Raw genomic sequence first — 26,293 nt, forward strand, 5'->3', positions numbered from 1 at the left:
CCTTATTCCTATGTTTGGAGGAAAAAATCATGGCACCCCCCAATACGGCCGGTTCATCGGCACCGATCAAAATTGTGAAACCCAAGCTCCCCAAGCAGCTTGAGCCTGTGATCCTGTCCGACGCCGGCATTGACGACGAATCCTCGTTCGTTCAATCCGCTTGTCAGGACGAGACGCTTGTCTATGTTACGGCCAACAAGGTTCAGTTCGACCAAATGATCTTCGATAACGTGACGTTCCAGCACGTCACGCTCCATCATGCCGAACTGACGGACCTCGTGTTCAACCACTGCGACTTGTCCAATGTTGATCTCAGCGAGGCCATCATGTATCGGGTACAATTTAATCATTGCAAAATATTGGGGCTCGACCTGACGGCCGCCACCATCCGTAATGTCGTATTCGACCATTGTACGGGCGACTATGCCACGTTCCGGTTTGCCAACATGAAGCAGGTATCCTTCCAATCGACATCGCTCGTCAAATCGGATTTTTATCATTCCGAGTTAAGCAAGGTAGAGTTTATGGACTGCCAGATCGATCAATCGCAGTTCTCCGGCACGAAGCTTGCGGGAATCGATCTAAGCCGAACGGACTTCCACCATATCGGCGCGACGCTGGAAGATCTTCAAGGATGCATTATATCGCCGCATCAAGCCATTCCGCTAACCAAAATATTCGGTCTTGTCGTAAAAGAATAACCTCTTGTCGCTCCATTCCAGTTCGGAATAGACAGGTTAGCCAGTGCGATATAGAGTTCCCGACACAGTGTAAAGCGGCTTACCCCGGGTCCAGTTGACCTTTGGGGTAAGCCGCTATTAACATGTGACGCAATATTATTGATCCAGGGTGTACTTCGGCAAATCAAGCGGAAGCGGTGCCGGGATGTCGCAGGTGCTGGACATCTCATACCGTTTGCCGTCATCGGAAGCATCATGGAACCCCCACATGGCTTCAAGCACATGATAGGCAAGCTCGCCGCTCGCTCGATGAGCTCTTCCGCTCCGGATGGCGTAGGCCATATCCGCAGGGCCGATCCCCCTCGTATTCTCGTTATATCCCGGAAGCAGCGGTTCTTCCGTCCACTCGGTTTCACCGGTCAATCGGTATTTTACCGGCCCGCCGAAGGTGTTGGGATCCGGAACGAGAAGCGTACCCTTGGTGCCGTAAATCTCAATATTAGGAAGCGTGCTGCCTCCAAAAACATCGAAACTCGTAATCAGCGTGCCGATGGCTCCATTCTGAAAATCGATAAGTCCGGCTACATGCGTAGGAATGTCTACCTTAATCTTCTGCCCTTGCTTCTTCTCGCTGGTAATGGTCCGCTCCGCGAGCGCAGCGCCGGTCATTCCGCTAATACCGCGGATCGGTCCCAGCAATTGGACCAGTGCCGTCAGATAGTAAGGCCCCATGTCAAACATCGGACCGCCGCCGGCGGCATAATAAAATTCCGGATCCGGATGCCAATGCTCATGTCCGCGGCTCATCATGAATGCGGTTGCTGCGATCGGCTTGCCGATACGTCCATCCTCAATCAGCTTCAGGGCCGTTTGGATACCGGCTCCAAGGAATGTCTCGGGCGCGCATCCTACCAGCAGCCCTTTGGCTGCTGCCATGTCCAACACCGCTCTGCCCTCTTCCCGGGTTACGCCCAGCGGCTTCTCGACGTACACATGCTTGCCGGCTTCCAATGCATCCAGCATTATTTGCGCATGAAGGGCAGGAATCGTCAGATTAATGACCAGCTCAATTTCCGGGTCCGCGAGCAGCTCCTCGGTGGTATAAACATTCGGGATATTATATTTGGCGGCCTGTTCCTCGGCACGGGCTCGATCGATATCCGCACAGGCCGTCAGCTCCAGGATGTCGAACTTGTGGCAGTTTTCCATATAAATGCCGCTGATTTTACCGCAGCCGATAATGCCTACCTTTACCTTCTTCATGATCCCAGTCTCCTTCTGCCTTTATTGGCTGTCTCCCATGCCTGTGTAGCCCTGACCTTCGGTAAAGAAACTCATGTCCGAGCCGGCATACAATGACTTGCCCTCGGCGGCCCACAGCAGTCCTCGCCGCATCATTTCCTTCACCTGCGGCATGTCGACGATATCTGCATGATGACCTAGCGAATTGTAATACACCCGTCCGTATCCCCAGCGCTTCGTCCACGCCACCGGCATGTCAACCGCTTTGTTCAGCAGATGCGGTCCTGCCGCAACCGGAAAACGGGTGGTGGCCAGCACTTCGACGGCCGGATCCACATGCAGATAATACTGCTCGGATGCCACGGTGAAATCCTGCAGCCCTTCCACAAGCGGACTGGAGCTGGATTTGATCTCGACCCGGTACTCCACTCCGTCGTTTCCCGGATGCGCAACCCAGTTTCCTCCCGTCATGAACTGCCAGTCCACATTATTGCGGAAAGAATCGCACATCCCGCCATGACAGCCGGCCAAGCCGGTTCCCTTCTGCACGGCAAGCGATACGTTCTCCACTTGCTGCTTCGAAATTTCGCCCATCGTCCATACCGGCACGATCAGATCCAAAGCCTGCAGCTTCTCCGCATCGTTAAATGCATCCAGCGTGTCGGATACTTCCACTTCATACTGCTCGCTCCGAAGCAATTCCGCGAAAATGCCGGCAACCTGCTCCGGTTCGTGTCCGTCCCAGCCACCCCATACGATTAAAGCCTTTTTCATGCGTAGCACTCCTTTTTTATGTGTCCGGCCAAGCCCTGGCCGAATGATTATGATTACATTTCAGACAGCTGCACCCAGCGTCGTTCTTCGATCGATTTATCCACGGCTTCCAGGACGGCTTGGCATTTTACGCCGTCCGCGAAATTAGGCACCGGCTGCCGTCCCTCCGAAATCGCGTTCGACAACTCAAGAAATTCATGCGTAAAGGTGTGTTCGAAGCCGATCGTATGCCCCGGCGGCCACCATGCTTCCATATAATCGTGTACGGGATCGGTAGCCAGTACCCGGCGGAAGCCCTGAACGTCCTCATCGTCGGTCGTGAAGTAAACCTCCAGTTCGTTCATCCGTTCAAAATCAAATTTCACGCTGCCCAAGCTGCCGTTGATCTCGAAGGAATTGGTGCTGCGATGTCCCGCGGCAAACCTCGTTGCCTCGAAGCTGCCCAGCGCCCCATTCTCGAAGCGGGTCATGAATAACGTAGCGTCGTCTACCGTAACTTGGCCCATGGGGCCGCCTTCGCTTCCTTTTGCGCTTAATCCGGTCATCTCGCTGGCAATGGGACGCTCCTTGATGAAGGTCTCGCTCATCCCGATTACTTCCTGCATATCCCCGACCAGATAATGCGCGAGGTCGATCAGGTGAGCGCCCAGATCCCCATGCGATCCGGAGCCGGCCACTTCCTTCTGCAACCGCCATACCAGCGGGAACTGCGGGTCCATGATCCAGTCCTGCAGAAACCAGGCACGAAAGTGGTAGATCTGGCCCAATCTGCCGCTGTCAATCAATTTCTTGGCCAGTCTTACGGCCGGAGAAAATCTGTAGTTAAACCCGACCATATGGGTGACTCCCGCATCTTCCGCAGCCTGCAGCATCTCTCTGGCGTCGGCCAAGGTCAGCGCAAGCGGCTTCTCACAGAAAATATGCTTGCCGGCCTTCGCCGCGGCCATGGCAATTTCCTTATGGGCGTCGCTTGGAGCATTGATATCGATCAGATCGATATCCTCCCGATTCACGAGCTGTTTCCAATCGGTAACGCTTTCACGCCAGCCCAGCTGATCTGCCGCTTCCTGCACGGCCGACGCATTGCGGCCGCAGATTGCCACCATTTCAGGCTTCAGCGCCTTCGGAAAAAACATCGGAAGGCTTCGATATGCGTTGCTGTGGGCTTTGCCCATGAATTTATATCCGATCATGCCGACACGTAATTGATTCATCTTTCATTCCTCCTTGAATAAGGGTTCATTGATTTCGATGAAGCGAAGATGCGCGGACCACTAGGCGAGTAGGCAGCTGCCGATGCAGCGCGGCGTTCGATCCGCTGCCGTCCGGCGAATCGGAGTCGTCCAGCAGGCGGAGCACATGCTCCGCGGCAAGACATCCCAGTTCATAGAAAGGAACTCTTACGCTGGTAAGCGGCGGGGTGCAGAGCTCTGCAGCCTCCGAGTCGTCATAACCGACAAAGGCAGGCATTCGATCTTCTGCAATACCTAACGCGCGCAGGCCCTGCTGCAATCCGATCGCCATGCGGTCATTGGCCGCAAACACCGCTTCAATCCGGTCCAGCTTCCCGGCGATTAGCTCAGCTGCGGCATACCCGCTCTTGCGGCTGAAGTTGCCCTCGAACAGCAAGGATTCATCCGGCTTGATTCCCGCTTCGTTCAGCGCCCGGGTGTACCCCTTCAGCCGGTCGCGACTGTTGGAATACTGGGGCGGGCCATTAAGAAAAGCAATCTGCCGGAATCCCTGCCCGATCAAGTGATGAACGGCTTGATAGCTGCCTTCTACATGATCCGCATCCATGACGTGAAATGCCTCGCCGTCAAAGTATTGATTAATAAGGCAATAAGGGCGGTCCGCTTCACTCAGCTGTTTGATGGCTGCGCGCTCGCCTTCATCGTCCCGGGCGCCGAGAATGATGCAGGCATCCACCTTCTGGGTACGAAACAGGTTCAAGTAATCCATCGAACCGCCGGGTTCACGGAACAGCATCAACAGGTCATGCTTGCTCTCCAGCGCCTTACTGCCGATACCGCTTAGGATCTCCGAAAAATAATAGGCGGAGAATATGCGAGCTTTCGGCAGGTGAGGCATAACCACGCCAAGATTACCGCTCCTGCGCCGCGCAAAACTTCGGGCTAGCGCGCTTGGGGTATATCCAAGCCGATCCGCCGCTTCCAGCACGCGCTGCTTGGTCTCCTCCTTGATCGGCCCGACCCCGTTCAGGACGCGGGATACCGTTGCTTCCGAAACGCCGGCCAGCTGTGCTACCTCTTTACGACTAGCGATAATCATCAAGCCTCCTGCAATTTATGTACGCGCGTACATTTTCTCATGGAGCATGGCAGTTGTCAACCGCTTTCCCATCATTCATCCTATTCTTTTTGAAACCTACATATTGTTCTTGCACCGTCTTATCGGATGTGCAATAATCATCCCCAAGACTTATTAAATACGTTTAAAAAGAGTGGAAGAGGTGATTCATACGCGCAAAGAAGCTTTGCCTACGCCGCAATCCATGAAATTCGCCGTCCGGCGCGCACTCCGTTCGTCGCTTCTGGAGCTGGGGAGCGGAACCAAAGCCGAGCTCAGCGAAAGACTCGGCATCAGCTTTCCGACGGTGAGCAAAGTTGTGGAGCTCATGGTGCAGGAAGGTGAAGTCAACCTGCTCGGACTGGATGAATCCAGCGGCGGCCGACGTGCGAACCGCTATGCTTTTAATCCGGATTACATGCTCGGTCTCGCCGTTTATTATGAGAAAGAGCAGAGCGTATACACTGTTTTTAATTGGAACGGCGACTTGCTCGAGCGGAAGGCTGAAGACGGCATCCTTCATCATGGACCGGAAGCCTTGGCTTCCCAAATGGCAAACTGGACCCGCCGTTATCCAGAGATTCGCTCCATCGCCGTTGGCATGCCGGCGGCGGTGCGGGACGGTATTATTTTTCATGTGCCGTCGTATGGAACATTCCAGGATTACAATCTCCAATCTTACCTGGAGGATCTGTTCTCCATTCCTGTCATCATAGAGAATGACATGAATGCTGCCGTGCTCGGTTACCACAATCTCAGCGGCTCGGAGGAGGCTTCCCTCGTATACGTATACCTCGGTCACAACGGACCGGGGGCCGGACTGCTCATTAATGGAAACGTCGTTCGCGGCCGCTCGTTCTTCACGGGCGAGATCGGCTTCGTCCCGATGAGCGAGGGCAGCAATTTTCAAGACATATTGGAACGTAATCGTTCTGTGATGAGCAGTCTCATCGAGCCGGATCAGGAGCAAATCGATGCGTTAAGCCGGCTAAGTGCCGCCTTCGCCGCGATTCTCAATCCCGATGCCATTCTGTGGTGCGAGCATAATCTCTCGCCCTCCGCCCTGCTCTCCATTAAAGAGCGTGCTTCCGCCTACGTGCCGGAGCGGCATCTTCCCGAAATGCTGCTTCGCGATTGGGAACACGACTATCTAGCCGGCTTGCAGCGGATCGCTCTGGATATGATGATATCCGATACAAGCGCAATGTAAAATTCAACAATGACGATTGGGGATTAACCGTGAATACTGACCTTCAACCAAAAACAAAACCTAAATTGAGCAAAGACTACACCCTGCATTTGGCAACGATCTTTCTCGGCTTTATCATATTTGGGATATCGGAGAATATTAAGGGGCCCGCCATTCCGCGGATCCAATTCGATTTTCGATTGGATGAAATGCAGATCGGCACCTTGCTCTCCCTGAACGCGCTCGGGTACCTGATCGCATGCTCTTTCACCGCGCTGTTGACCCGGAAGATCGGAATCAAGTGGGTCAGCATGGCTGCCTTCGGATCGATGGCCATCTCGGGCGTGTTGATTTTCCTGTCCCACAGCTACCCTCTGTTTACCGCATCCTACTTCTTAATGTACATTGGGAACGGTATGCTGGAGATCGGCCTCGCGATATTGTCAGCCCGGATCTTTGTGCGCAATACGGGCACGATGATGAACCTGTCCCATTTCTTCTACGGTATCAGCTCAACGGTGGCCCCGATGATTGCATCCGGTCTCATGACCGTTACCGTGTTTAATTACACGCTGGATTGGCGGGGTATGTACCTGGCCATGCTGATGTTATCCATACTTCCCATGATCCCGGCACTCATGAGTAAGTTTCCCGGGGACGATCTATCCGAAACGGAACGGACTCCGCTGAAGCTGCTGGTCAAAGATCCCGCGCTGTGGCTGGTCGTCATGATCCTATCCTTCGGCGTCGTATCGGAGATGGCGGTTGGCGGTTGGCTCGTCAACTTTCTTGAAAAATCGTACAAATGGGAACCTGCAGCGGCAGCCGGCATGCTATCCGCGTTCTTCCTCTGCTTCTCGGCGGCACGCCTGCTGCTTGGCCCGATCACGGACCGGATCGGCTTCACGCTGTCCATCATCATTCTGTCCGGACTGACCGGAGTATGTACGTTTGTCGCGATTTTCGGCGGAGAATCCTACGCCTTCCTGTTTGCGGCGGCAGGCATCGGGATTGCCCCGATCTATCCGACGGTTATGGCTCTCATTGCCAAAAGATATCCGAATGAGAGCGACACCGCGATTACGTTCACCGTCACCATGATGGGGATCGGCAGCGTCATCGGCAATTACGCGATCGGCGCGATCACGAACGGATTCAAGCAAATGTACGGTAGCGGTACAGAGCTCGGCCTGCTGCGCGGGCTCCAGGCCGGCTATGGCTTCATTGGATTATGTGCCGTTCTGTGCTCGCTATTCGGTATCGTCTTGTACCGATATTTAAAAGTCCGCAAGCAATTAATCTGATACTCATTCCAACATGAAAGGGAGCCCTCTCAGTTTACAAGAAGGCTCCCTTTTTGTTTATCCATCGTCGGTCTGTTCCGGCCGAATTAACCCAAGTCGGGTGTGTCGACAAGCTTGATGCTTGCCGTTTCGGTATGATGCAGCTCAAATACCAAGATTTCATTCCGTCCCTGCTTCAGCAGCGGTCCAGGCAGATACAGCGCTGCTTGCGGCCCTTGCTCCCAGTAGCGTCCCAGATTGAATCCATTGACCCAGACGACCCCTTTTCCCCATCCGTCTAAGCGGATAAACGTATCGCCAATGTCATCCACATAGAATTCGCCGCGATAGAAGGTAGGTCGGTCCTGCTGTTCAAAAGGCCCCTCCAGCGGTTGAAACGGTGCCGCATTCGGATGATCAAGCGGTAAGGGATAGATGCTCCAGTCATACAGGAACTGGTTGTTCATTCGGACTCCCTCCGTGATTCCTTTATAATCCTTCAGCTTTGGACCGTAATTGATGCGTCCCATATTCTCGACAACGATCTCCAGCTTGGCGCCGGCTGCCGGAACATCGATTGGCAGGGCTTTGGGATCCCAACGTTCGACCGTCCCTTGATACTTTCCATCCAGGAATACCTGTGCCCGGTCATGCACCTCTTGCAGATGCAGGGACTCCCCTTGGCGCGGCCCGGATATATGCGTTGCGTAAACCGTGAAGCCATAGCTTTGGCCCAGCCGTTCCATCGGTACGGGTGCCGTGCGTTTCTGCTCCTCGGAAAGCGCAGGCAGATGCTCCAGCAGGTCGGCATAGTGCGTCATGCTCACAGAGCCATAGCTTATTTTCTTGACAGGCTGCGGAAGACTTGGCAAATCGGAGAGCTCTTTTCCCTGATGCTGTGCGATCGCGCTTCGAATGGCTTCGAATTTGGCCGTCACGTCCCCGCACTCCGAGAGAGGCGCATCATAATCGTAGCTGGTTAGCGTCGGCTCATACTTTTCGTGAAAATTCGCCCCGTTATAGAATCCGAAATTCGTTCCGCCATGAAACATATAGAAGTTCACGGATGCATTCAAGTCCAGCATTTCCTTGAACACGGCAGCAGCATCCTCCGCATCCCGGGTATGGTGTGGCTTCAGCCAATGATCAAACCAACCGTTCCAGTATTCCATGCACATCAGAGGATCTTCCGGACGGTACTCCCGCAGTTTATCAAAAGCCTCCTTCGTTCTTGATCCGAAATTGACCGTGGCAAGCACGCCGGGAACGGCTCCGCCCTGCAGCATTCCGTCCGTGGGACCATCCGAAGTGAACAGCAGCACGTCCACGCCCCGCTTGATCAAGCCATCCTTTAGATACTCCAGATATGCCGTATCATTTCCGTAACTCCCGTACTCGTTCTCGATTTGCATCGCAATCACGGGACCACCCTTGGAGGTCAGTAACGGAACCAATCGCGGAATCAGCTCATCATAATATTGGTCGACCTTCTCCAGATAAACCGGGTCCATGCATCGAAGCTGAATATCCGGATTTTGCAGCAGCCAGGATGGAAGTCCTCCAAATTCCCATTCTGCGCATATGTAAGGGCTCGGCCGAAGAATGACATGCAGCCCGAGATCGCCGGCGATACGGACGAATCTTTCCAGGTCGGCAATGCCATCAAACACAAATTGTCCTTCCTTCGGTTCATGCAAATTCCACGGAATATAGGTTTCCACCGTGTTCAATCCGCAGCTTCTCAGCTTCATCAGCCGATCTTCCCAATATTCCGGAACCACTCGAAAATAATGGATGGCACCAGACAAAATCTGAATCGGCTCATCCCCCAGCAGGAATTGTTGGTTAACCGCTTTCAATTGAGCTTTCATAGCTTGTTTCCTCCTAACACGTTTCATTTGCTTTCTATTGCCATCATCTATCAAAATCCCATGCTGCTCAATCTCCAAATGGGGCATTCTTTATACCTTTTGTGCCGAATCATCGTTATGATACAATATAAGGCATCATTATCGGCGTTTTGTATGCCCAAAAGGAGCCAGCTGTCATGGATATCGCTTTTCGCTTTCCCAATATGATTCAAACGCTGCAGGTAACCGGATGCCATTTTGATTCCCAGCCGCCAGGCTGGAGTTATCCGAGGCATCACCATCACCTGTTCGAGCTGCTATACTGTCTGGAAGGCGAAGTCCTGCAGGAAATTCATCGGGATTCCATTCAGCTCCGCGAAGGGGAATGGCTTCTGATCAAATCCGGGGTGCCCCATCAAACCTCGAATGCATCCAACAAGCAGTATGGGTACTTCAATGTTCATTTCGATCTGGATGATGCAGAAATTCGAAGCTCATTATCCGCTGCCCCTTACCGACATATTCGCCAGCACGAAAGCGAGCGCAGCAAACTGGCTGCCTACGTTCAAGAGCTGGAGGGAATCGTCCGGCGCAGCCAGCCGGCAGCCCATTCGGTCCGTCCGGAGAACCAGCCCAGCGATTACAATCTCACTTTTGAGGACAGGCTTCTGCTCCAGTCCTACACCCTGCTCATCATCCATGATGTGCTCTCTCTCTTGAAGAGGCAGGATGCGCTGAAGCCGCCCCGCGCTTTATTTGCGGCAGCAGGCACCCCTAAACCATCCTCCCTGCTTGCAGCGGATGCGGCTCATGCCATCGAAGCGAAGCTGTCGTCGGGATTGACCGAAGAGATATCGGTCATGGCTGTGTCCCAAGAGCTTAATTTAAGCCGAAGCCAATGCTCCAAGTTATTCCGCCAAGTGTACGGGATCTCGCCAAGACAATATATCAGCCGCCAGAAGCTCAGCCTGGCCAAAGAGCTGCTGGTCACGACCCATCTGCCGATGAACGCAATCGCCGACAAACTCGGTTTTCGCTCAGCCAGCCATTTTTCCAGGCAATTCCGCCGCTGGACCGGGCAGTCGCCGACGGAATACCGGCCCAGGCACTAAGCCATGAACAGCATTAAAGAACCTCCAATATCGAGTACCAGAACAATAGCCATCCCTTTGAGGATGGCTATTGTTCTGTATTGGCTGAACTTCATCTAATCATATGGCATCATGATTGGATATTGTATAATCCAAGTATTTTTAGTTAGTTACTTGACATTCAATAGTTAAATTGAGTATGATACAACCTATAGTTCTCAGCTATATTTAAGTTAGTTGATAACATTTTAAACCAAAATGACAAGGAGTGGTCTATTTCATGGGTAGTTATTCTTCTGCAGGCACTTTCATAATTCGGGTGATTCTGGGGGTCATCTTTATGGCTCACGGTTTGGATAAATTCCAGAGCGGCATCGGGAATATCGAAGGATTCTTCGCAAGTCTGGGAATTCCTGCCTTTATGGCAACCGTTGTAGCCATCATCGAAATCGTGGGCGGAATTGCGCTGATTATCGGTTTGGGAACGAGAATCGCTTCTCTGGTTCTTGGGGTCGTGCTTGTCGTGGCGATTTTTCAGGCGAAGCTGGGCATGGGTTTCCTGGGTGGCTATGAACTGGATATCGCGCTGCTGGCCATGGCCGTACATCTTGTTCTAAGCGGCAGCAGCCTGCTCTCGGTTGATTCGCTGTTCAGCAAGAAGAACAAGGCCTAACGCGGACAAGAGCGTCCTCAAGGTTGTCGGAGCGTCGATTCCATGAAAAAGAGCTGTGCGCAGATCCATTCCGAAAGGAATGAGACTGGTACAGCTCTTTTTTTAGTGATTTCATGAATAGAAGCTGCCTCCCGCTTCCGCCGCTGAAGCCGGCTTCCGCTGCAGCCTCAGGATTGTGAACGACAGCCCTGCGGATATGGCAATACAGATTGCCCCTGCAATGTAAACCATGCGAATGCCGAGCGTATCCGCGATAAGACCAATAACGGCAATCGATACACTTGTTACCGATGATAATAAGATATCCCGAGAAGCATATATTTTCGGCAGCATGTCCTGATCCACACTGGATTGGAGAGCGGTTTGCTGCGCCACATCCCTCAGCTGATAGGCCGGCCCCATCGCAATACATAAGATTAAAGCCACAACCGGGATACTGTTCAGGCCGTACCACAAAGTAAGCAGACTGAATACCGCGGAACCCGCAGCCATGCAGGGTATCAGATTTTTCTGGATGAAGGAAGACAGCAGCAGCATCAGCAAACCGCCAAGAATGGCGCCGACGTAATAACTGGCATTAATAAATCCCCACCAGGCCTCGCCTTGATGCAGCACTTCCTTTACGTATACCAGCGTGATCGCTCCCACCCAGATGGTTCCGGCTATCCCCTCAACCATATCCATGATCGTGACGATTCTTAGCGTAGGAATTCTCCACAGATAGAACCAGCCTTCACGGATTACTTCCCAGCTTGGTTTCCCTCGTCCGGCTGCAGCAGGAGCTTTCGACTGCATGAATCGAGCCGCAATCCAAAAACACAATACGGATAGCCAGATGAGCGTACAGCTCATGATTAATGTCGGCATATGTCCGTAGCGTATGACCAGAAACCCCGTAAACGTATACCCGGCAATCTGCAAGGATTGGCTGGTCACGGATAACGAGCTGTTGGCCTTTACCAACCGGTCAGGAGCAACCATTCTTGGTACCATGGACTGGATCAGCGGGTTCCCCCAACCTTCGGTAAACGCTATGAATAATATGAAGATACACAATATCACGACCTGGGATGATATGTACGGGAACAAGACTACCAGCGTGGTCAACAGCAGGGCTTTCAGAACTTGAAGCCTCAACAGCAGCTTGGAGAAGCCGAATTTCTCCATGACGAGCGGAGCCGTAAAGCCGGCGGCAAACCGCGCCACTGCGTTAAACAGCGGGAACAATGCAGCAATAAAAGCCGAACCGGATTCCTGATACATAAAGGTAGTCAGCACCATGATATAGACAACGCCTGCCAGCGAAATGCTCGAGTGCGCGGTCCAGTAATATAAAAAGCCTCCTTCTTTCATGTCACACCCTATCCTAACGTGCCGATCTTTTTCTATTAGTCATAACATAGGTTGTAAGTTTCTGTAAAGCTAATGAACCCTTCCCGTTCTAAAAAAGCCTGCTCCCATGATCCATCTATGAGAACAGGCCTTTGACTATGCGTTATTTTCTATGAAACACTAACGGTGATCGACCAACGGTCTTGCCCCGGGCACGGGCAGCGCTTGTCTTTCAGCTTCGCGGCAATCTGTACGATGCATCCGCACAGCGTACACGTGGTGCCCCTTTGCAGTTTAGGGCATGCGAAGCACGCACGAAGACGGGCATCATATTCGTCATCCGGCACGCACCGGTCCGATGAGAACATCGGGGAGGACAGCACGCGCGTTATCTGCTCATCGCTGACCCGGTAATCGTCATGACAACCTTTACACCGATTATCCGCCATGACCTTCGTTTATTCCGCCGTGATCTCGAGAACGGTAACGGACATCGGTGCCAGCTTCGCACGCAGTACGTCACCTTCCTGTTCAAATGCAGTGAATGCAGCCGGCTTGAGAACCTCCGGCGATTCAAAGGTATTATGAGCGTCCAGCGAATCGGCGGCAAGCTGCCGGCCTACGATTTGCTTCACCGCACCGCTTAATCCCCGAAGCTGGATCTTCACGTCGCTCTGCTCCGCGTGACTAACATTACACAAGCTTACATGGATTTTGCCGGCTTCATCCCTCGAGGCCGTTACGGATACTTGCGGGATCTTCTCGCCATTCATCTCATAATCGGCCCCGCTGTGATGGGTAGCCAAACGTTCGGCATCCTGATGCACTTTGTACATATCAAACACATGATAGGTCGGGGTAAGGATCATCTTCTCGCCTTCGGTCAAGATGACGGACTGCAGGACGTTGACGATCTGCGCGATGTTTGCCATCACCACCCGATCGTTATGCTCGTGGAATATATTCAGCGTCAAACCCGCAACCAGGGCATCACGGATCGTATTCTGTTGGTACAGGAAGCCAGGGTTCGTGCCGGGCTCGACATCAAACCAGGTGCCCCACTCATCCACGATGAGCCCGATGCGCTTATTAGGATCATACTGGTCCATAATCGCCGAATGTCTCGTGATCAATTCATCCATATGGAGTGCTTTCTTCATGGTGGTGAACCATTCCTGTTCGCTGAATCCGGTGGCAGGTCCTTTGCCTGTCCAGAATTCGCCCGGAATCGTGTAATAATGAAGGCTTATGGCATCCATGTACGGATGTGCTTCCCTCATGACGGTCTCCATCCAGCGGTAATCGTCCACATTCGGGCCGCAGGCAATTTTGTAGATCTTGTTCTCGCCATAGTTGCGGACGTAAGTCTGATAGCGTCTGTACAAGTCCGCATAATATTCCGGCCGCATATTGCCCCCGCAGCCCCAGTTCTCGTTCCCGACTCCAAAATATTTCACGTTCCACGGCTTCTCGCGGCCATTCTCCTGACGCCATGCGGCCATCGGCGACACGCCGTCAAAGGTCATGTATTCAACCCATTCCGACATCTCCTGAACCGTGCCGCTGCCGACATTGCCCGATATGTAGGGTTCGCAGCCCAAAAGCTCGCAGAGACGCAGGAATTCGTGCGTGCCGAAATGGTTGTTCTCCACAACGCCGCCCCAGTGCGTATTTACCATCTGTTTCCGATTCTCCCGCGGCCCGACGCCATCTTTCCAATGGTATTCGTCGGCAAAACAACCGCCGGGCCAGCGCAGAACAGGTATATTCAGCTGTCTCAACGCATCCAGCACGTCATTGCGGATCCCTTCCGTATTAGGTATCGGCGAATCCTCGCCCACCCAGATTCCTTCATAAATGCAGCGGCCCAGATGCTCGGAGAAATGTCCATAAATATTGCGATTGATTTTGCCTTTGGATACGTCCGAATGAATGGTAATAACCTGACTCATGACTTTTTCCGCTCCTCGCTATTATTTTATAGATATTTATATGAAACAGTTTAAAAATCTTTAAAACAATGATATCGATCAATTCCGATTCCGTCAACCAATAATTTAAACGCTTTCACTATATGGCCTTATTTTTTGCCAAAAAAAAGACCAGCCCACAGCCGATCTTTCGATCCAGCTTTGAGCCAGTCCTTTTTAACGCGCGGCCCGATTTAAAAACTCGCGGGTCCGCTCCATCTTCGGCTGGTTAAATATTTGATCCGGCGTTCCGGCTTCGACTACTTGTCCGTGATCCATGAAGATGATCCGGTCTGCCACTTCCTTGGCAAAACTCATCTCATGCGTCACAATCACCATTGTCATGTGCTCCTCGGCCAGCTGCTTGATGACGGCCAGCACCTCGCCGGTCAGCTCGGGATCCAGCGCCGATGTCGGTTCATCAAACAGCATGATGTCCGGATTCATCATGAGCGCCCGAGCAATGGCCACGCGCTGCTTCTGACCGCCCGACAGATTTCCGGGGTATACATCCGCTTTATCGGACAAACCGACCTTTTGCAAAAGTGCGGTGCCGTTCGTTCTAACTTCTTCTTTGCTTTGTTTCTTGACATGTTTGGGCGCGAGGCCCAGATTCTCCTGTACCGTCAGATGCGGAAACAGGTTGAAGTGCTGAAACACCATGCCCATCCGGGACGTGATCGCTTTGATCTGCGGCGGACTGGAATACACGCCGTCCTTCACCAAATACTGATCCTGCACCTTGATCGATCCGCCATTGATTTCCTCCAAATGCACCAGGCTGCGGAGCATGGTGCTCTTTCCCGAACCGGAAGGCCCGATGACGGCAATCACTTCATTCTTCTGAATCTCAAAGCTGACGTCCTTCAGCACGTCCAGCGAGCCGAAGGATTTTTTCATATGGGTTACTTCGATAGTTGCCATTGCGCGACAGTCCTTCTATTCATATTTGAATCGGCGTTCCAGAAATTTAAACAGCAGCGTTAACACAAGCGTCATCAGCAGGTATATCACGCCCGCAATAACAAACGGCATAATCGTGACATCCCGATTGACCGCCGTATACGCGAAGTGGAGCAGCTCCGGTACCGCCACGGCATACAGCAGCGCCGTATCCTTCACCAGCGTAATGGATTCGTTGGAGACCGCCGGCAGGGCTACGCGGAACATCTGGGGCAGAATTACTTTCGTGGTCGTCTGCCAGCGGTTCAGGCCCAGCACCTTAGACGCTTCATATTGACCCTTGTCAATCGCCAAGAGTCCTCCGCGGAAGATCTCCGCAAAATAAGCGGCATAGTTCAGCACGAATGCCAAGCATGCGGCTACAAAACGATCCAAAACGAGATATTCTCCGATCACCGGCAGCACCGGCAGCCCAAAGCAGAAGAACAGCAGCTGCAGCAGCAGCGGGGTACCTCGAAAAACATATATATAGGCATTGGCCAACCAAGCCAGCGGCTTGATTGCGCTTCGAACCATTAACGTGAACACAAACCCGAGCGGAATGGAGGCCAGAATGGAAATCAAGAACAACAGGATCGTGGTCTGCGCGCCCTCCAGCATCGGTTTGCCGATTTGAACGATGTAATCCATACTCATATCTGCTTAACTCCTAATGGAAAAACTTCCGGAATGCTGAAGTTCTCCGATGATTTCATTGTACCGACCGATTGGAACAGAAAACCGGAGCCTTTGGTCAAAGTCCGGTTTCTTGGAATACCTATGGGAGGTTGGATGACCAACCTCTTGGGAATGCTTACTTCAATACTTTGTCTTCCCCGAACCACTTCTCGGAAATCTTGGCAGCCGTGCCGTCGGCATTCATTTCGTCCAAGGCTTTCTGGAGGCTTTCCAGCAGTTCCTCATTGCCTTTCTTAACTCCGATCCCGTACTGCTCCGGCGCCAGGGACTCCTCCAAAATCTTGTACGTTCCTTCTTCCTTGGACATGAAGTATTTCATGACGACTTCATCTATGATCACAGCCTCAACGCGGCCGTTCTTCAAATCACTCAGAGCCAGCATGTTATCAGGAAATTCGTTGATTTTCTTCACCTGCGTGTGAATCTCGTTGGCACTTAACGCATCGGCAGCCGAGGATAGCGACTGCAAACCGACCTGTTTACCCGCCAAATCACTGATCGAAGCAATATCGGAATCAGCCAGCACAGCAACAACCTGACTGTTCTCCAGATAAGGCTTGGTGAACAGCACTTTCTCCTTGCGCTCATCGGTGATGGTATATCCGTTCCAGATCAAGTCAATGCGGCCGCTGCTAAGCTCGGATTCCTTCGATTTCCAGTCAATTGGCTGGAACTTGACTTCCTTGCCCATTTTCTCGGCGGCTGCGCGGGCATAATCAATATCAAAGCCGACAATTTCATTGCTCTCGTCGCGGAATCCCATGGGCGCGAACTTGTCGTCAATTCCGACCACCAGCTCATTCCCCCCGCTTGCCGAGCTCGAACAGCCAACTACAGTTAATAACAGCATGAAGCCTGCTAACACGGATGCTATCTTTTTCACCAAAAAATCCCCCTCGTAGACGTTAAACGCAGTCATATCCTGGGATCTGCATCAATCCTCGTCCTATGCATAACTACTTTTTCACTTTAATACGTTATCAAGACTCCATGATAGCATATTAGCATAGAAGAGTCGATAGTTTCATAGAATGGCCACTTTTCACCAACCGCATGAAATTTATGTATTTTCATCCTGTTTTAAGGTTATTTTAAGGATGATTTCAGTTTAACGGGAAAGAATGATGGACTGTAAGACCAACAACATGAAAGGCGGTAACAACAATGACAAACCACTTGAAGTCAGTGAAGCGGCTGGTGCTTATTGCCATCGCTGTAGTCATGGGCCTCGCTTATCTTCCCGTCTCGGTTTCGGCGGAACCGATCGGACAGCAATCGGAATCACCGGCTGTTCCTTCTTCCAAAGACGAACGCGGGCAACATAAACCCGGTCATATGTTCAAGGCCATCTCCGAGTTTCTGAAGCTGGAGCCTCAAGTTCTCCGGGATAAACTCAAAACCTCGACCCTCGCGGAAATAGCCAAAGAGCAAGGCGTATCGCGGGATGCCATGAAAGCCAAGATCATGGAGCTGCTGAAGGAGAAAATCGCTTCGCATCCAAAACAGCTGGGCAAATCCATCGATTACTCCGCAGCGGCGGATAAGCTGCTTGACGCCAAGGGCGGATGGCACAAGCAGCGGATGCATCAGCGGCACGGCCGGCTGATCTCGGATAGCGACGAGCTGGCCAAGCTGCTGAAGACAACGCCGGACCAACTTAAAGCATCGCTTCAATCCGGAAAATCGCTGGCACAGATCGCGAAGGAGCAAGGTATACCCGTCCAGTCCGTCATTGATCAGCAAGTCCAGGCACTCACGAAGCGCCTGGATCGGAAGCTGTCCGAGGGCAGGGTGACGAAGGAAGAATACGAGGAACGGAAATCCAAGATAGCACCCTTCGTCAGCGACGTGGTCAACGGCAAAATCAAACCGATGAAACACCAGCACTACAGCAAAGATGCCGGTTAACGCTTGCCGTTAGGCTTAAGAAACAAACATAAGAGCCGCCCATCGGTAGGATTAACCGAAATTGAGCGGCTCTTCATCAGTTCGCTTCTCTATTTTTCATGATAAATTAAGGTACATACTGTTGGATGATCTTCACGACGACGCCGTCTTCAACGGTAATATGAAACGGAAACCATTTCATGTCCACAATATCATCCTTTTTGTAGATGTCCGCGAATTTGCTCAGGCTCACCGGCTGATTCCAGGAAATCTGGGCATCCTCATATCGTCCGGTATGGTCGTACAGCTGGAGCAGCACTTCTGCATCGTCCGCTACGGGAAGTTCGATATGCTCTTCCGTATCGTTCACGATATAATAGCCGTCGGGAGCCTCGGTCATCTCAGGGTCCTGCTCCCGTTCGCGGAACACCTGATTCGCTTCCTCTCCCTCATACCACTCGATTGGATCTACTAGAAGAAAGACCTTGCCGTCTTTGATCTCCAGTCCGTTTATGTAGGCAGCTTCCTGATTCGAAGCTTTCGGAACCGGCTCATAATTGTTGCCTGAGGCTACACCGACGGTTGTCATCATGATCAGGACAAGCAGCATCATTGCTCCCAATTTCCAAGCCGACCTCTTCATCTTCTCATCGCTCCCTCTTCATACTTCTATTGATAGATCAGATTTATACCACTTTCTGCCTCGGAATCCGACTCAACAAACATTAATCGTCATTAACCCAATTCTTGGGATTTGAAACACGTATGTACTTGCCGTTCCTATTTCTTTCCTTCATTATACGAATCGCCGCCGTAAAAAGGATGTCATTTCGATGTAAATTCATTACAATATTTCAATTTTCGAAAGCGCTTCATATAGGTTGGAGCGGTCCTGCATGATGCAGAAATCCGAGAAAACAGCAAAACAAAAACAAGCCCGCCCCGCTGATTCCTCAGTCGATGGTCAGGCTTGTTCCAATAACCAGCTATTATTGATTGAATGCTTCGGTCAGAACCGGAACGATCTGCGATTTACGGGAAACCACGCCTTTAAGAAGCGCCTTGTTCTCCGACAGAGATACATTGTACGCTCTCTCCACGGCTTTGGACTCTTTACCGAGCGCCAGCGCGATGGAATCGTTGTTCAGGATGTCCGTCACCACGAAGACAAACAAGTCCAGGTTTTTGTCCGTAATAATCGATTGAATCGCATCCTCGAGTTCTGCTTGGCGGGACAATACATCATTCGTATCCACCGCGTTGACCTGGGCGATTTCGACTTTGGCACCGCCCATTTGGAATTCCTTGGCATCGAGGGAGATCAATTGAGCGATGGTTTTGTCGCTCAGATCAGCACCTGCCTTGAGCATGTCCAAACCATAGCTGTCGGCATCCACGCCGGCGATTTCAGCCAGCTCGCGAGCAGCAGCCACATCCTCGTCCGTGCAGGTTGGAGATTTAAACAAGAGGGAGTCCGAGATGATCGCGGACAGCATCAAGCCGGCAATTTCTTTGCGAACGGCTACGCCCTTCTCCTTATAAATCTTGTTCAGGATGGTAGCAGTGCAGCCGACAGGCTCCGCACGGTAGTACAGCGGATGGCTTGTCTCAAAATTAGCGATGCGGTGATGATCGATAACCTCGATTACGCGAACCTGATCAATGTCGCTGGCGCTTTGCTGACGCTCGTTATGGTCCACGAGAATGACGTCCTGCGCTTCGTTTGCAACCGTCTCAACGAGGCGAGGCGCCTCTACTTTGAAGAAATCGAGCGCGTACTGCGTTTCGCCGTTTACGTCACCAAGACGCACGGGCTCGGCCGACAGACCAAGCTGGTTCTTCAAGTCAGCATATGCAATAGCAGAGCAGATGGTGTCCGTATCCGGATTTTTGTGTCCAAAAATTAAAGTTTTAGCCATATTTAATGCCCCTCTCGCAACATGAATTTCATCGTTTATACCAATAAACAGATGATCACCTATCTGATTATAGCGTTAAATTCTACTTATTCCAATTCCTTTACAGAGATTATTTTCAGAGAGCGTTTATACCAATACAATCTCCGGTTCCGGAACGAACCCGAAATGGTTGTTGATCGACTCCGAAATCAGATTCATCAAGTACAGAATGTCCGTTGCCTTTGCATGCTTCTGATTCAGAATCATGTTGCCGTGGTGCGGAGAAATGATGGCGCCTCCGTATTCGGTCCCCTTCATATTCAGCTGGTCCACGAGCGAGCCTACGGCTACCCCGTAATCATAATTGTTCTTGAATACGGAACCGCAGGACGGATAGTCGAAATGACGCTTACTCGTCCGGTACTTGATGATGTCGAGCATCGACTGCGGCGTCTCGATTCCCCTTCCGGCCAAAGCATGGACCTCGCCCAGAAAGAACGAGAAAAAGGACGGCAGCGAGGACGGATGGCTGCCGCGGCTCTTCCACTCCGCGAGCAGCGCCGAAGTCGAATGGATCTGCTCCTCCGAGCTGACCGGTATGTTGAGATCGGCGCCTACGATGATCCATGGATGCTGCTGGAAGATGGATTGCTTGTATGCAAATAAACAATCCCCCGCCGCAATGGACTGCACCTTCAGGCCCGGATCCATCGTATCGATATAATATACCGTATCCAGGATATCGCAGATTTGGCGCGCATTATATTTGGCGTTCATATAGATGCCGGCGCCTACGCAGCCCGGCAGCAAAAAAGTAAAGTCGAGCAAATCGGTTCCGCCCATTAACCCCATCAAGGAAAGCAGGGACATCGGCGTTCCGGATGAAACGTACCATTTGTCTCCCGCAACCTGCAGCTCCACCAGGTTTTTGAGCGAGATAAAGACCAGATCGCGTTTCGGTTCGTCCGGGAACAGGATATTGGAGCCCATGCCGAAAATGTACCATGGCAACCCGCGTTTTTTGCAATCCTGCAAAAGTTCCGCCAGGTCGGCTGCCGTTTCAGGCATGGCCAGATAATTGGCTGAACCGCCGATCCCGTACGTCGAAAAGGCAGACAGCTCCACATTGCGCTTGCACAATCGGTCAATAGCAGATGTATGTAAAGTCATCGTAGACATGTCACTCCCTATTCTTCACATTAGGCACAACAACCCTTACTAAATGTGGGGATGTTACATCATTATGATGCAACTACTCGGATGGTGTCAATCTGGGGCGAAATCCTGGCCATATAGCAAAAAATCCCTGGATTACGGCTCGTAGACCGTAACCAGGGATTCGTTCATCATCAGATGATCCGTTACCAAAATTTATTCGAGGAAATCCTTGAGACGCTTGCTGCGGCTCGGATGACGCAATTTACGGAGCGCCTTCGCTTCGATCTGGCGGATGCGTTCGCGCGTTACGCCGAACACCTGCCCCACTTCTTCCAGCGTGCGGGTCCGTCCGTCCTCGAGTCCAAAGCGAAGCCGAAGCACGTTCTCTTCACGCTCGGTAAGCGTATCGAGCACTTCCTCCAGCTGTTCCTTCAGCAGCTCGAAAGCCGCCGCATCTGCCGGTGCCAACGCATCCTGATCCTCGATGAAATCGCCCAGGTTGGAGTCGCTTTCCTCTCCGACAGGCGTTTCCAGGGACACGGGTTCCTGAGATACCTTCTGGATCTCGCGCACTTTCTCCGGTGAGATGTCCATCTCCTTGCCGATTTCTTCCGGCGTCGGTTCGCGGCCCAGCTCCTGAAGGAGCTGTCTGGAGACACGAACAAGTTTATTGATCGTTTCCACCATATGCACCGGAATCCGGATGGTTCTGGCCTGGTCGGCGATCGAGCGGGTAATCGCCTGACGAATCCACCAAGTGGCATAGGTGCTAAACTTAAAGCCCTTGGAGTAGTCGAATTTCTCCACCGCTTTGATCAAGCCCATGTTGCCTTCCTGGATCAGATCAAGGAACTGCATTCCCCGACCGGCATAGCGTCTTGCTATACTAACAACGAGACGAAGATTCGCTTCGGCCAAACGGCGTTTCGCTTCCTCATCTCCCTCCTCTATACGTTTGGACAGTTCCACTTCTTCATCGGCTGAGAGGAGGGGAACACGACCGATTTCTTTCAGGTACATGCGAACTGGATCGCTAATCTTGATGCCTGGCGGAAGCGAGAGATCGTCGTGAACCGAAAAATCCTCTGTTGGAGAATTAGCCGATTTCTCTGTATCCGTAACCTCGCGTTCCAATGCAAAATCCGCACTCTGACGGTTCTCCATTCTATGCCCCCCTGTTGACAATCCCATATTTTCATGCTAATCTAGCATTAGATCATTATGACATTAAACCAATAGTTATTTATCCTTCATTCTAGCATATTTTATAGACTATATCAACTTCTAATATATTCTAGTCCGTTGTACCCGATCTCAACTCTGAGATCGGGTTTTTATATATTCCTATTATATATGTTACGTTTACTTCATTTGATCTAGTACTGCTTTCGTATGCTGATTTAACGGCTTTATATCGGGAGCCTTCACGGGATCATCGCTTAGCTCATATTTGTGCTTTAGCTCAAGCGTCGCCCTTACCCGGTCGTTCAGCATCTCCTCCGGGATCACGCCGCTCCGGACAGCCTTGGTCAATGCCTGGATGACGGCTTCCTCCAGGGCATATTCATGTCCGATCAGTACCATGTTGCTTCCTGCGACAACGGACTTCACGGAAGCCTCACCTACGTCCGTGCTGCCGGATATAGCACCCATTGTCATGTCGTCCGTTATGACAACTCCCTTAAATCCCATCTCTTCCCGTAACAAATCGTTGATCACGGGCTTCGAGTACGAGGATGGGGTATCCGGATCAATGCTCTTCATGAGCAGATGCGCAACCATGACCACATCGGCGCCTTCATTAATCGCTTGTTGAAACGGAACCAGCTCCATTTCATGCAGACGTTTCAAGTCATGTTCCACCACGGGCAGACCGAGGTGGGAATCGACCGAAGTGTCGCCATGCCCTGGAAAATGCTTCACGACGGGAACGACTCCCTTCTCCTGTATCCCCTTCATGGAGGCAATCCCATGCTTGGTAACGGTCTCCGCCGTAGTGCCAAAGGATCGATCGCCGATGACCGGATTGTTCGGGTTGCTATGAATGTCCAGCACCGGGGCGAATACCATATTGAGCCCGAGTCCCGCAACCTTCTGCGCGATAAGGCCGCCAACGCGCTTCGTGAGCGCTAGATCCCCCTTGCTTCCGACTTTGCCGCTTGACGGCAGCTTTACATATTCCTCGGGAAAACGCGTAACCCGTCCGCCCTCCTCGTCTATACTCAGCCACAGGGGCACCGGATTGGCAGCATTGGCTTCCTTCAGATCATTAAGCAGCTTTACCGACTGCTCTAGGCTCTCTATATTGTCTTTGAAGAGGATAAACCCGCCAACATGGTGATCCTTCACCAATTTACGCGAAGTTTCATCGATGGCCGTTCCTTCGAGTCCGACCAGTACTAGCTGGCCGATCTTCTCCTCGACAGTCATGTCGTTCATAAGCTCAGCGATCTCATCTTCGATTTCGTTCGGAGGCAGGCTGCCGTCCTCACTTTCATTGTCGGCACTGCCTGATGGAGGCTCGGTTTCGTTGTCATTCTCTTGAGAAGGCGGGTTCTGGTCCTGTCCTACCTCCGATGGCGAAGTTCCTTGGCCATCATTGCCCGCATTCCCCGTCTCCGAACGGCCCTGGCAACCTGCCAGAACCAGCAGCAAGATGACAACCAGCATCGTTAAGCTCATCCATGGTGTCCTTCGCTTCAACATTGTCACCTTCCTTCATGTTCACACTACTGTATTCGCCCTCTGTCCCGCAGAGTCCTTCCATCATAACATGATTTCGTTAAGGGCCAAAACGAACCACAACGAAAGCCCCCCGTTGCAAAACAAGAAGAAAAGAGCCGCAGCGATGGCGGCCCTTCCTCTTCTATTTAAGCAGTCCGAGCTGACGGGCCTGCTCCTCCGTCAATATAAACTGCTCCGTCTCCCATACTTCATCCTCGTCCGTTCTTCCGAACATCAGCATGATATCGTCCCATATATTCTTTTGCATCGCCTCGGCTTGCGTGATAATAACCTTCATGTCTGCCTCATTCCTTTCCTTGGGTTCATCCCTACTATTACATAATAAAACCATGGAGGGCAGAATAGAATCGATAAGCAAAGCAAAAGCCTGCAAATAGTATCTGCAGGCTGGGGCGGAAGTATAACTAAGAATAGGCAGGATGGTGTTTAATCCATGACATGGCAATGGTGCCTTCGCCTGCATGGATGCCTGCAACAGGGATAAAGGTCATGATTTCGGTCTTAAGCGACGGATGGGCCCCGCTGATTTCCTTCTGGATCTCCTCGGCCTCTTCCACGTTGTTCGCGTGCATGATGCACACCTTCTTAATTTTCTGTATGTCTGTTTTCATGATATCGATCATTTTCTGCTTGGCTTTCTTAAACGTCCGGATCTTCTCCTCCACAATGACTTTGCCTTCGTCAAAACGGAGCAGCAGATGTATGCGGAGCAAATTGCTCAGCAGCAGCTGCGTGCCGGACACCCGGCCGCTGATATGAAGTCGATGCAGGCTTGCCGGTATGAGATAGAACGACATGTTGTGCACCATGGTCTGAATTTTATCCTTTATCACCTGTACGGTATCCCCCTGGCTGTGCCAGTGAATGCCGGACATAATCATTTCGCGCACCGGAAACGCTCCCGCTTGAGAGTCGATGCCAACCACGGGTACCTCGGCAATCTCGGCCGCCTGCAGGGAAGAATTCAAAGTTCCGCTGAGCTCCGAAGAACAGTGAATCGCAATAATATCGTCATACTTCACTTTCAGGGTTTCGTAAAGCTCAATGAATTCTCCGATGGGAGGCTGGGAACTGCTGACTTTCGGCTCGTCTTTCATCCGTTCATAAAAGGCTTCTGCCGATAAGTCGATTCCTTCCCTGTAGGCCTCTTGGCCCAGAATCAACCTCAAAGGCACAATGTAAATATGATGCTTCTTGGCGAATTCAGGGTCGATCGTGCTCGTGCTGTCGGTTACCCATGCAATGGATCTCATGATCGTGTTCACGTCTCGCTTTCGTGTAGTAAGAAATAGGAATGGAAGCGATTTAAGCCGCCCATTTCATCATATCTTACCCTTGCGGCGCATTGCAAATGGAAGGGGGATGATTTCACGTCCTACGCCTGGGTTCGCCACACAAAAGCCTTATTTTCCGTCTCCGTTATACCCTTTTTCCCCAAAAGGTTCCAGCCGTTCGATCCAATAGGCTTCCCGCTTGCTGACCGCTCCCTTCAAATCGAAGAACGGGTCTTCCTTCGGCTCAATCTTCTCCAGGATCTCAAAAACAAACGCATCCTCTCCAAACTCCTTCCAATCCTGCTGAAGCGGCTTGTTGTAGCTTGTCCCCATCTGCAGCTCGAAGCGCTTGCCGTTCATGGTTTTCAGATTGTTCGTTCCGGCGACAAATATTTTACCGTTCTTCGTGTTCCGGATTTGATACACGCCAGCTTCAATCTTGATCTCCTTGTACATCTGATTCAGTTCCTGTCTGCGATTCATGGCCTTAACGCCTCCTTCTTGCTTTCATCTATGTCGTTAGCCAGTACTGGCTTCCATCATCCTTGCGATCCAAAAATCCGTATTCGATCAAATATCGGCGAATGGTCACATAATCGGGATTGTCTCTTCCGATCGTATCGTTGATTTCCTGCTCGGAATACAAGACATCGGGTTTAAAACGGGCGGCGATTTCGCGCAGCACGACGTACTTCTGCTTCTCTTTAAGCTTAAAAGTCTTCAGCGGGCCATCGGTCCCCTCGGGGAACGCCTTGGCCAGGATCGACTGCCTCTCTTCTTCCGTAACATTGTAGCGTTCGTCGATCATTTTGGCCTGCTTGGGGATTTCCACGAACGCCGGAGCATGGCTGTCCTTTTCCTTCAACAGCTCCATCAAGATCAGCAGCACCTTGGACTGCCTCTCCTTCTCTTTCAAGGCAAACCGGTGATTGCGTATCGTCGACGCGCTGCCGATGCCGAGCTCCTGCTGGACCTCTTTGTCGTTCATGCCTTGATAGAAGAGCTGCAGCAGCCGGTTCTGATGCTCGGTCAGTCCGGTCAGCTTCTTATCGAGGCCGGACAGATACTGAAACACGGAGCCATGCTCCCGGCGGATATGAACGGTCATGTATCGTTCCGATTCGTACAGCACATCCTCATCCGGGTAGATGATCCCCTTCTCCAGCGTCTTGCCGCACAAGAGACATACCCAGACGGGGCCTTCGTCGATATAGCCTTGTTTAAGTTCATCTATGGAAGCATTCCAGAAGCGTTCATTTAGGTCCATCGCACACACCACTCCCCCCAAAGTTATTT

General features: G+C 51.7%; 25 protein-coding genes and 1 pseudogene. 6 read left to right on the forward strand and 20 right to left on the reverse strand.

What is annotated here, in order from left to right; genetic code table 11:
• Positions 1 to 29: 29 nt before the first annotated feature.
• The gene (locus tag GYMC10_RS19585; protein WP_015736152.1) at positions 30 to 701 is read left to right on the forward strand and encodes a pentapeptide repeat-containing protein; all 672 of its coding nucleotides are present in this window, start codon (positions 30 to 32) and stop codon (positions 699 to 701) included.
• Positions 702 to 836: 135 nt separating this feature from the next.
• Here GYMC10_RS19585 and GYMC10_RS19590 read toward each other — a convergent pair whose 3' ends face one another.
• Genes GYMC10_RS19590 through GYMC10_RS19605 form a run of 4 tightly spaced genes read right to left on the reverse strand, consistent with a single transcriptional unit; the run spans position 837 to position 4,988 of the window.
• On the reverse strand, positions 837 to 1,943 hold the full coding sequence (locus tag GYMC10_RS19590) for a Gfo/Idh/MocA family protein (protein WP_015736153.1): 1,107 nt from the start codon (positions 1,941 to 1,943) through the stop codon (positions 837 to 839).
• A gap of 21 nt (positions 1,944 to 1,964) precedes the next feature.
• The gene (locus GYMC10_RS19595; RefSeq protein WP_015736154.1) at positions 1,965 to 2,696 is read right to left on the reverse strand and encodes a ThuA domain-containing protein; all 732 of its coding nucleotides are present in this window, start codon (positions 2,694 to 2,696) and stop codon (positions 1,965 to 1,967) included.
• A 53-nt stretch (positions 2,697 to 2,749) separates the two neighbouring features.
• The gene (locus tag GYMC10_RS19600) at positions 2,750 to 3,910 is read right to left on the reverse strand and encodes a Gfo/Idh/MocA family protein (protein ID WP_015736155.1); all 1,161 of its coding nucleotides are present in this window, start codon (positions 3,908 to 3,910) and stop codon (positions 2,750 to 2,752) included.
• 25 nt (positions 3,911 to 3,935) lie between these two features.
• On the reverse strand, positions 3,936 to 4,988 hold the full coding sequence (locus tag GYMC10_RS19605; protein WP_015736156.1) for a LacI family DNA-binding transcriptional regulator: 1,053 nt from the start codon (positions 4,986 to 4,988) through the stop codon (positions 3,936 to 3,938).
• A 181-nt stretch (positions 4,989 to 5,169) separates the two neighbouring features.
• On the opposite strand from GYMC10_RS19605, the gene GYMC10_RS19610 reads away from it, so the two are divergent.
• Together GYMC10_RS19610 and GYMC10_RS19615 are read left to right on the forward strand one after the other, a co-directional pair.
• Complete coding sequence (locus tag GYMC10_RS19610) at positions 5,170 to 6,216, forward strand: ROK family transcriptional regulator (protein WP_015736157.1); 1,047 nt, start codon at positions 5,170 to 5,172, stop codon at positions 6,214 to 6,216.
• A gap of 29 nt (positions 6,217 to 6,245) precedes the next feature.
• Complete coding sequence (locus tag GYMC10_RS19615; protein WP_015736158.1) at positions 6,246 to 7,499, forward strand: MFS transporter; 1,254 nt, start codon at positions 6,246 to 6,248, stop codon at positions 7,497 to 7,499.
• Positions 7,500 to 7,585: 86 nt separating this feature from the next.
• On the opposite strand, the gene GYMC10_RS19620 is transcribed toward GYMC10_RS19615, so the two are convergent.
• The gene (locus GYMC10_RS19620; protein ID WP_015736159.1) at positions 7,586 to 9,349 is read right to left on the reverse strand and encodes a glycoside hydrolase family 35 protein; all 1,764 of its coding nucleotides are present in this window, start codon (positions 9,347 to 9,349) and stop codon (positions 7,586 to 7,588) included.
• A 176-nt stretch (positions 9,350 to 9,525) separates the two neighbouring features.
• On the opposite strand from GYMC10_RS19620, the gene GYMC10_RS19625 reads away from it, so the two are divergent.
• Together GYMC10_RS19625 and GYMC10_RS19630 are read left to right on the forward strand one after the other, a co-directional pair.
• The gene (locus GYMC10_RS19625; protein ID WP_015736160.1) at positions 9,526 to 10,440 is read left to right on the forward strand and encodes an AraC family transcriptional regulator; all 915 of its coding nucleotides are present in this window, start codon (positions 9,526 to 9,528) and stop codon (positions 10,438 to 10,440) included.
• Between the two features lie 259 nt (positions 10,441 to 10,699).
• Positions 10,700 to 11,092, forward strand: coding sequence for a DoxX family protein (locus GYMC10_RS19630; protein ID WP_015736161.1), 393 nt, complete (start codon positions 10,700 to 10,702; stop codon positions 11,090 to 11,092).
• Between the two features lie 111 nt (positions 11,093 to 11,203).
• Here GYMC10_RS19630 and GYMC10_RS19635 read toward each other — a convergent pair whose 3' ends face one another.
• From GYMC10_RS19635 to GYMC10_RS19655, 6 genes are all read right to left on the reverse strand, one after another.
• Positions 11,204 to 12,445 (reverse strand): MFS transporter, encoded by a 1,242-nt coding sequence (locus GYMC10_RS19635; RefSeq protein WP_015736162.1) that lies wholly within the window; start codon positions 12,443 to 12,445, stop codon positions 11,204 to 11,206.
• Between the two features lie 149 nt (positions 12,446 to 12,594).
• Positions 12,595 to 12,873 carry a hypothetical protein gene (locus tag GYMC10_RS31960; RefSeq protein WP_015736163.1) on the reverse strand — a complete coding sequence of 93 codons (279 nt, stop codon included), beginning with the start codon at positions 12,871 to 12,873 and terminating at the stop codon, positions 12,595 to 12,597.
• Between the two features lie 9 nt (positions 12,874 to 12,882).
• Positions 12,883 to 14,376, reverse strand: coding sequence for an alpha-N-arabinofuranosidase (locus GYMC10_RS19640; protein ID WP_009593122.1), 1,494 nt, complete (start codon positions 14,374 to 14,376; stop codon positions 12,883 to 12,885).
• Positions 14,377 to 14,571: 195 nt separating this feature from the next.
• A complete protein-coding gene (locus tag GYMC10_RS19645) occupies positions 14,572 to 15,318 on the reverse strand; it encodes an amino acid ABC transporter ATP-binding protein (protein WP_015736164.1) in 747 nt (248 codons plus the stop codon).
• A gap of 15 nt (positions 15,319 to 15,333) precedes the next feature.
• A complete protein-coding gene (locus tag GYMC10_RS19650) occupies positions 15,334 to 15,993 on the reverse strand; it encodes an amino acid ABC transporter permease (protein ID WP_015736165.1) in 660 nt (219 codons plus the stop codon).
• A gap of 157 nt (positions 15,994 to 16,150) precedes the next feature.
• The gene (locus GYMC10_RS19655) at positions 16,151 to 16,918 is read right to left on the reverse strand and encodes an amino acid ABC transporter substrate-binding protein (protein ID WP_015736166.1); all 768 of its coding nucleotides are present in this window, start codon (positions 16,916 to 16,918) and stop codon (positions 16,151 to 16,153) included.
• Between the two features lie 281 nt (positions 16,919 to 17,199).
• Here GYMC10_RS19655 and GYMC10_RS19660 point away from each other — a divergent pair, with 281 nt between their 5' ends.
• Positions 17,200 to 17,943, forward strand: a complete 744-nt coding sequence (locus tag GYMC10_RS19660) for a hypothetical protein (RefSeq protein ID WP_015736167.1) — start codon at positions 17,200 to 17,202, stop codon at positions 17,941 to 17,943.
• Between the two features lie 106 nt (positions 17,944 to 18,049).
• Here GYMC10_RS19660 and GYMC10_RS19665 read toward each other — a convergent pair whose 3' ends face one another.
• The 9 genes and pseudogenes from GYMC10_RS19665 to GYMC10_RS19700 all read right to left on the reverse strand — a co-directional run bounded on the left by GYMC10_RS19665 (position 18,050) and on the right by GYMC10_RS19700 (position 26,264).
• Complete coding sequence (locus tag GYMC10_RS19665) at positions 18,050 to 18,565, reverse strand: hypothetical protein (RefSeq protein ID WP_036661422.1); 516 nt, start codon at positions 18,563 to 18,565, stop codon at positions 18,050 to 18,052.
• A gap of 346 nt (positions 18,566 to 18,911) precedes the next feature.
• Positions 18,912 to 19,841: a manganese-dependent inorganic pyrophosphatase gene (locus GYMC10_RS19670; protein WP_009593146.1), complete on the reverse strand. Its 930-nt coding sequence runs from the start codon at positions 19,839 to 19,841 to the stop codon at positions 18,912 to 18,914.
• A 126-nt stretch (positions 19,842 to 19,967) separates the two neighbouring features.
• Complete coding sequence (locus tag GYMC10_RS19675) at positions 19,968 to 20,990, reverse strand: UDP-N-acetylmuramate dehydrogenase (RefSeq protein ID WP_041622023.1); 1,023 nt, start codon at positions 20,988 to 20,990, stop codon at positions 19,968 to 19,970.
• 201 nt (positions 20,991 to 21,191) lie between these two features.
• Positions 21,192 to 22,136: pseudogene (rpoD, locus tag GYMC10_RS19680) on the reverse strand (RNA polymerase sigma factor RpoD); the annotation flags it as partial.
• A 204-nt stretch (positions 22,137 to 22,340) separates the two neighbouring features.
• The gene (nagZ, locus tag GYMC10_RS19685; RefSeq protein ID WP_041622024.1) at positions 22,341 to 23,684 is read right to left on the reverse strand and encodes a beta-N-acetylhexosaminidase; all 1,344 of its coding nucleotides are present in this window, start codon (positions 23,682 to 23,684) and stop codon (positions 22,341 to 22,343) included.
• A 160-nt stretch (positions 23,685 to 23,844) separates the two neighbouring features.
• Positions 23,845 to 24,000, reverse strand: coding sequence for a hypothetical protein (locus GYMC10_RS32590; RefSeq protein WP_009593107.1), 156 nt, complete (start codon positions 23,998 to 24,000; stop codon positions 23,845 to 23,847).
• A 127-nt stretch (positions 24,001 to 24,127) separates the two neighbouring features.
• Positions 24,128 to 24,976 (reverse strand): DegV family protein, encoded by an 849-nt coding sequence (locus GYMC10_RS19690; protein WP_015736171.1) that lies wholly within the window; start codon positions 24,974 to 24,976, stop codon positions 24,128 to 24,130.
• Between the two features lie 150 nt (positions 24,977 to 25,126).
• The gene (locus GYMC10_RS19695) at positions 25,127 to 25,480 is read right to left on the reverse strand and encodes a GIY-YIG nuclease family protein (protein ID WP_015736172.1); all 354 of its coding nucleotides are present in this window, start codon (positions 25,478 to 25,480) and stop codon (positions 25,127 to 25,129) included.
• Between the two features lie 28 nt (positions 25,481 to 25,508).
• Positions 25,509 to 26,264, reverse strand: a complete 756-nt coding sequence (locus tag GYMC10_RS19700) for a DUF2087 domain-containing protein (RefSeq protein WP_015736173.1) — start codon at positions 26,262 to 26,264, stop codon at positions 25,509 to 25,511.
• Positions 26,265 to 26,293: the final 29 nt, after the last annotated feature.

The organism is Paenibacillus sp. Y412MC10, assembly GCF_000024685.1.
Taxonomy (GTDB): domain Bacteria; phylum Bacillota; class Bacilli; order Paenibacillales; family Paenibacillaceae; genus Paenibacillus_AQ; species Paenibacillus_AQ lautus_A.